Below are 7,761 nucleotides of genomic sequence, written 5' to 3' on the forward strand. Positions count from 1 at the left end.
GAGCGCCAGCCCGACCACGATATCGGTCCCGACGCTGCGGTCCCGCAATCGCCGCGCCAGCCGGTTGGCACGCGCGTTGAGCGCGGCGTAACTCAGCTCCGTCTCGCCGAACACCAGCGCGATTGCTTCGGGTGACCTCCGGACCTGTGCCTCAAACTGCGCGACGATTCCATTGCCCGGCTCATCTCGGCGCGTGTCGTTCGCCCGTGCGAGCAGGACGACATCCGCGGGATCGCGGGCCGCAATCATGCCGACCGGTCGATCGGCATCGATGCTCAGTGCTTCGATCAGCCGTACAAAGGCTCGCTGTAGCCGCGCGACCTGCGCCTCGTCGAAATGGTTGCGCTGATAGTTGAAGACGAGGCGCAGACGCTCATCGACGCCGACGCTTGCGAACAGCGGATAATTACTGGTCTCGACGATCCGCGTCTTGCCTGCCTGGATCCGCCGGTTCGTCCCGATCAGCGCGTGGTCAACCGGATAATTCTCGAATACCAGGATGCTGTCAAATAGCGGCCGCCCGGGACGCCCCGCCAGCCGCTGGATCTCATAGAGCGGCGTCGAGCCGAATTCGCGCAAGACCAGATTGCGATCCTGCAACGCGCGCAGCCATGCTCCGACTTTCTCCTGCGGGTTGACGCTGTCAATGACCGGCAACGTGTTGATGAACAGGCCGACCATCTCTTCAGCACCAGCGAGTTCAGGCGGCCTGCCCGACACGGTGACACCGAAGCAAACCGTTCCCTGCCCAGTATGCTGTCGCAGCAACTGCGCCCATGCCGCTTGCACCAGCGTATTCATCGTGATCCGCTCACGCGCCGCAAATGCCTGCAACCTTGCGGTCAGGGCAGGATCCAACTCCAGCGCAAGCATACCGTGGCCGGACGATTGCGCGTCCGTCCGTTCGATCAAGCCTTTCGCTAAGAAACTCGGCTCGACCAGCCCAGCCGTCGCATCGCGCCAAAACGCCGCCGATGCTTCGCTGTCGCGGCTGTTCAGCCACGCGATGTAGTCGCGGTAACGGTGCTGCAATGCCGGCAGAGGCCCGTCGCCGTTATGCTGCATCACCTCGGCGATCAGCCGCGCCGAACTCCACCCGTCGAGCAGGATGTGATGATGCGTCCAGATCAGCCAATGCCGGTCTTCGCCGAGCCGGATCAGCCGGACCCGCTGCAAGGGCGGCCGTGACAGATCGAACCCGGCGGCCTGCTCCTGCCGCGAGACGTCGGCCAGCGCCGCATCCAGTTGCGCTTGGTCCCAAGCCACACTTCGCGCCCGCCAATCATCCTCGATAAAGGGCACTTCGGCCCGCCGATAGACGACCTGTTGCGGCGCTCCGGACAGGTCTCGCCAGACAAATCCGGTCCGCAGCACCGCATGGCGATCACTGGCCGCCTGCCAGGCGCGGCGCAGTTCTCCGGCATCGAGGCCGTGGATCTCCGCTGCGACCTGATTGACGTAGAGCCCGCTATCGCCGTCATGCATCGCATGGAACAACATGCCCTGCTGCATCGGCGACAATGGATAGATGTCCTCGATCTCGCGCCAATCGAGCGCAAGCCTGTCGAGCTCGGCCTGACCGAGCCCCGACAAAGCCACGTCGGATGGCGTCAGGCCGCAGGCGCCGCCGGTACAGTGATCGACCAGCTCACGCAATGCAGCCTCGTACAACGCGGCCAGTCGCTCGACCGTCTCGCGCCGATAGCGCTTGCGGCCGAAGCCGAACGACAGCCGCAACCGGCCATCGCGCACCGTGCCGTTCACGCTCAGCCAGCGTCGTAGCGGGCCCGATGCATCGCGAGACGGGCCAGCGCTTTCCGCGGCCATCGTGAACAGCGCCGCCTCGTCGTTACCGCTGTCGATCTGGCCGAGATAATTGAAGGCAATCTTCGGCTCGCCAATAAGCGACAGCGCCATGCGCTGCTCCTCGGAGCCAAGATGGCGCAATACGCCGTGACCCAGCCCGCGGCCGGGAATGCCGCGAAGCTCCTCCTTCACGGTCTTGATCAGGAGCGAGCAATCTTGCGAACCGCCGGCCAGCCCTACAGGAAAGGCCGTCGTGAACCAGCCGACCGTGCGCGAGAGGTCGAGATCGCCAGACAAGTGCTCGCGGCCATGCCCCTCCAGCTCAACGAGAACGTCGTCTTGCCCACTCCACCGCCAGACGGCGCGTGCGAGGCCGGCAAGAAGAAGATCATTGATCTGCGTGCGATAGGCCGAGGGCGCATCCGTCAGCAGCCGCTGAGTCCATTCGCTCTCGAACGACAGCATGACCTCATCGGCATCAGCGATACGATCGATGCCAGCATGATCATCGTCGCAGGGAATATCCGCATTCGTGCCGCGGCCGGTCCAGTACGACAGTTCCGCCGCCAGTTCAGGCGATGTCGCATAGGCCTGCAAGCGCTGTCCCCACAGCGCGTAAGCGTGGCTCTTCGGCGGAAGCGCGATCGTGGCGTCGCCCTTCGCAAGCTGCGTGTAGGCCGCCGCGATGTCCTCCAGCAGAATGCGCCATGACACGCCATCGACCACCAGATGGTGGATCACGATCAGAAACCGCTGGCTGCCATCGGCGACGTTGACGCCGACGGCCCGCAACAGCACCCCGCTGGAGATCGACAGGCTTGCCTGCGCCGAAGATGCCAGCGCCGTCACGGCATCACGGTCCGCCGCGCGGCGGACCCAGAGCAGCGCGTCCACGGCCGGAGCAGCGCCGTGCTCGGCATGCCAGCTCCCCTGACTCTCCTCGAAGCGGAGGCGGAGCGCGTCATGATGATCGACCACGGCGGCGAGTGCGCGCCGCATCACGTCCCAGTCGAGGCGATCTCTCGACTGCAACAGCACCGCCTGGTTCCAGTAATCGCGATTTCCCGTGTCTTCCGCAAAGAAGCGGGACTGAACGGGCAAGAGCGGATGCGGACCATTGACCTGCCCCTGATCAGCCAGCGTCCCGCTGCGCTGCTCGGTCCGTGCCGCGAGCGCCAGCGATTCCAGCGTCTGGTGCTGAAACACGTCGCGGGGTTCGATCAAATATCCGGCGCGCCGCGCGCGGCTCACCATCTGGAGCGAGATGATCGAATCGCCGCCGAGCTCGAAGAAATTGTCGGCGAGGCCAACGACCGGCCGGCCGAGCAGCTCGGCCCAGATCGCCGCAAGGGCCATCTCGGACGGCGTGCGTGGCGCTTGATGGTCCGCATTGCCATGGGCTAGGTCGGGCGTCGGCAGCGCATGGCGATCCACCTTGCCGCTCGGCATCAAAGGCAGCCGCTCCAGCACCGCGATTCTCGGCGGCACCATGTAATCGGGCAAGACGGTCGACAGCGCCGCCCGCAGGGCTGCCTCCTCCTGATCGCCGGGGCCGCTGACGTAACCAACGAGCTGGCGGCCGGCTCCGACCTCTCGCGCCACCACGACCGCAGAGCGAACGCCTGGCTGCTCGAGCAGTCGCGCCTCGATCTCGCCGAGCTCGATGCGGAAGCCGCGAATCTTGATCTGATGATCCGCGCGCCCGACATAGTCGATCGCACCATCCGAGCGCCAGCGTGCCAGATCTCCCGACCGATAGAGCCTCTCGCCGGCCTCGCCGAATGGATCTGGAATGAAGCGCTCCGCCGTCAGTTTTTCTCGCCGCCAGTAGCCCCGCGCCAAACCTGCCCCGCCTATGAACAGCTCGCCGGTTACGCCCGCCGGAACCATGTTCAGATCGGCGTCGAGGATGCGAATCGTCACGCCGGGAATGGGTCGTCCGATCGGCACGCGCGCCGCACCCTCGTCGCGACAATTCCAGTAGGTGGCGTTGATCAGGGCTTCGGTCGGACCGTAGCGATTGTCGAACCGCACATCGGGAAACGCCGCGAGCACGCGCGTCATCAATTCAAGCGACAGCGCCTCGCCGCCGGCAAACAGGCGCTTGAGCGAGGTGCAGCGTGCTGCGCCGGGTTCGGCCACGAAATGCTCGAGCATCTGTGGCACGAAGTGCAGCGTGGTCACGTCATGGGCGATGACGGCGTCCACCAGACGATGCGGTTCGCGATGCACCCCCGGAGCTGCGATCGCAAGCCGCGCGCCGGTCGCAAGCGGCCACAAAATTTCCCACACCGAGACATCGAAGCTGAACGGCGTTTTGTGCAGCAAGGTCTCGCCGGGATCGAGGCGATATTCAGCCTGCATCCAGCCAAGCCGCGCCGCGAGCGCGCGATGCGAGCAGGCCACGCCTTTCGGCACGCCGGTCGACCCCGAGGTGTACATCACGTAGGCCAGGCTATCCGGATGGAGCGCCGCATCGAGATTGCCGGCGGGCTCGTCGATGGATGCGCCCTCCCCGCCGATGATCCAGGCTTCAGCGCCCGCATCCGCGATCACCGACGCCAGATGCGACAGCAGCCCTTCTTGGGTCAGCAACAGCGCTGTTCCGCTGTCGCGCAGCATGTGAAGGAGGCGATCGGACGGATAGTCGGGATCGAGCGGCAAATAGGCGCCGCCGGCCTTCAGCACGGCCAGGACTCCGACGATCAGCTCGACACTCCGCTCGAGCGCTAAGCTGACCAGGTGGTCGCGACCGATCCCGTGGTCTCGCAACCGCCATGCCAGGCGATTGGCGCGCGCGTTCAGCTCGCCATAGCTGATCTGCCGGTCGCCAAAAATCACCGCGATGGAAGATGGCGAGGCCGCGGCACGGGCTTCGATCTGCGCGACGATGCTGTCGCCAGACGCCGGCGCCACCTCGACACTGCCACTCCAGCCGAGGATCTTCTGCGTCTCGTCAGCATCGAGGCCCTCGAGCGCGCCAAGCGGCCGAGATGCGTCCGCCACGATCCCGGCCAGCAGCCGCGACAGCGAGGTTTGCAGATATCTTATTTGATTGTCATCGAAGCGGCCGCGGTCGTAGCGAAAGCCCAGATTGATGCCGTCGGACTTGGCGAACACCGCCACCGTCAACGCATAATTGGTGATCGAGACCTGCTCGACCCGGCCGAACCGGCGTCCGCTTTCGCCCTCGTCCCGCAGCGCCTGATCGATCGGGTAGTTCTCGAACACGAGGATATTATCGAACAGCGCGCGCCCGGAGCGGCCGGCAAGACGCTGAATTTCATAGAGCGGCATCCAGCCGTGATCGCGCAAATCCATGTTGCGCGCCTGGAGGTCGCGCAGCCATGCTCCCACTTCGGTTTCCGGGTTTGCCTGATCGATGACGGGCAGCGTGTTGATGAACAGGCCGACCATGTCCTCGGCCTCGCTGATCTCGGCCGGCCGGCCCGATACCGTCGCGCCGAAACAGACCGCGCGCTGGCCGGTGTGACGGCGCAGCAGCTGCGCCCAGGCACCTTGCACCAGCGTGTTCAGCGTGACGCGCTCGCGCCTGCCAAACGCTCGTAGGCTTGCCGTCAGATCGGCAGTGAGAAGCAGATCCAGCGAGCCATGGCCGGATGCATCGTTGGTTGCCGGTCCTCCCAGCGTATCCGCGAGGAAACCGGGCTCCTCCAGTTCCGCTAGCGCGGTGCCCCAGAACGAGGCCGCCGCATCGCGGTCCTGCTTTTGCAGCCACTCGATGTAGTCGCGATAGCGGCCCCTCACGACCGGCAAGCGCTCGCCGCGTTCGTATTGCAAGATCTCGGCCATCAGACGCGCCGCGCTCCAGCCGTCGAGCAGGATATGGTGGTGCGTCCAGATCAGCCAGTGGCGTGCGTCATCGAGCCGGATCAATCGCACCCGCTGCAATGGCGCTTGCGACAAGTCGAATGCTCTGGCGCGCTCGGCTTGCGAGACGCCTGCCAGCGCGGCCCGGAGATCTTCGTCGTCGATGGCGGCCGCCCGCGCGCGCCAGTCTTCTTCCTCAAATGGCAAATGCGCAGAGCGATAGACCACCTGCTGCGCCGCCCCCGACAGTTCGCGCCACGCAAATCCGGTTCGCAACACCGCGTGCCGCGCGCTGACCTCGTTCCAGGCTGCGCGCAGCCTGCCGGCATCGAGGCCGCGGACCTCCAGGCCGATCTGGTTGACGTAATTGCCGCTCTCGCCATCACGCAGAGCATGGAACAGCATGCCCTGCTGCATCGGGGACAGCGGATAGATATCCTCGATCTCACGGCAGTCGATCGCCGCGACCAGCACGTCGAGATCAGCTTTCTTCAAGTGCGACAACGCGAAGTCCGACGGCGTCACGCCGCGGGCACCACCCGTGCAATGCTCGACGAGCTCGCGCAAGGCCGCAGCATAATGCTCCGCGAGACGTTCGATCGTTGCCCGCCGGTAACGCCTGCGGCCATAACTGAACGACAGCCGCAATTGTCCTTCGCCGACCTGGCCGTTGATGCTCACCCAGCGGCCAAGCGGCGCGCTGTCGCTGCGCATCGGTCCGGAGCTCTCGGGCGCGAGCCGGAACGGCGCGCTCTCTCCCATGCTGGAATCGAACTGGCCGAGATAGTTGAAGACGATGCGCGGCTCGGGAAGTGCATCCAGCGCACTGCGCTGCGCCTCGGTGCCGAGATGACGCAGGACGCCGTAACCCAGGCCGCGATTCGGAACGGCCCGAAGCTCCTCCTTGACGGATTTGACCAGGGCAGCGTCGTCACCGGAGCCGCCTGGCAGGCGCACCGGAAAAGCCGTGGTGAACCAGCCAATGGTGCGGGACACGTCCATGCCTGCGAAGATGTCTTCGCGGCCATGCCCTTCGAGCTCGACGACGACATCCTCAACTCCACCCCAGCGCGAGACCGCTCGTGCAAGCGCTGCCAGCAGGAGATCATTGACCCGGGTGCGGTAGGCGGAGGGCGCCTCCTTCAGAAGCCGCGAGGTCAGACCCACGTCGAAAGCCAGCAGGATTTCCTCGGCGTCGGCAACCCGGTCGATCCCACCATGATCATCGTCGCAGGGAAACTCGCCATGCGATTCTCGTTCGAGCCAATAGCCGAACTCGGCCGCCAGCTCATCGGTACCGGCATAGGCCTGCAGCCGCGCGCCCCAGGATGCATAGGGCTCGCTCCGCGCCAGCGCGGAAGCCGCATCTTGGCGGAGCTGATCGTACGCCGTCGCAAAATCCTCGAGCAGCACGCGCCACGACATGCCATCGATGACGAGATGATGCACCACCACCAGAAGCCGCTGGCTGCCGTCCACAAGGTCCATACCGACGACGCGCAGCAGCGGTCCGGCCAGCGACAGGCTGGCCTGGGCCGACGAGGCGACCTCCGTGACTTCGGCGGCATCGCGGACGTCGCTGCGAATCCGCAGCAGCTCCGACGTTGGCGGCATTGCGCCATAGGTCGCGCGCCAGACGCCATCCATGTCCTCAAAGCGCAGGCGCAAGGCCGCGTGATGAGCTACGAGAGCGGCGACCGTGCGTTCGACAAGTTTCCAGTCGAGCCGTGACTTCGGCATCAACAGAACGGCCTGGTTCCAGTGATGGCGGTCCCCTGCGTCTTCGCCGAAGAACCGCAACTGGATCGGCAGCAGCGGATGCTCGCGGCCCTCGATATCGCCCTCAGGGGCGACATCTTCCGCCCTGCTTTCGCTCCGCGCCACCCGCGCCAGATCCTGCAAGGTCTGATGTCGGAAAACGTCACGTGGCTCGATCAGCAGGCCCGCCTGGCGGGCGCGACCGACCAATTGCAGCGAGATGATGGAATCGCCGCCAAGCTCGAAGAAATTGTCCTCGACACCGATGACAGGCTGGCCGAGCAGCTCGGCCCAGATCGCGGCGAGCACCGTCTCTGCCGCGGAGCGTGGCGCGACATGCGCGGCGGTCGCCAGGGGTGTCTCGGG

The 7,761-nt window shown here is 65.5% G+C and carries 1 protein-coding gene; it reads right to left on the bottom strand.

Going from position 1 to position 7,761, the window contains the following annotated elements:
- The coding region (locus tag MOV74_RS25630) for a non-ribosomal peptide synthetase (RefSeq protein WP_246929105.1) at positions 1–7,761 on the bottom strand (7,761 nt) is incomplete at both ends.

Source organism: Bradyrhizobium sp. SHOUNA76 (assembly GCF_023006445.1).
Lineage (GTDB): Bacteria > Pseudomonadota > Alphaproteobacteria > Rhizobiales > Xanthobacteraceae > Bradyrhizobium.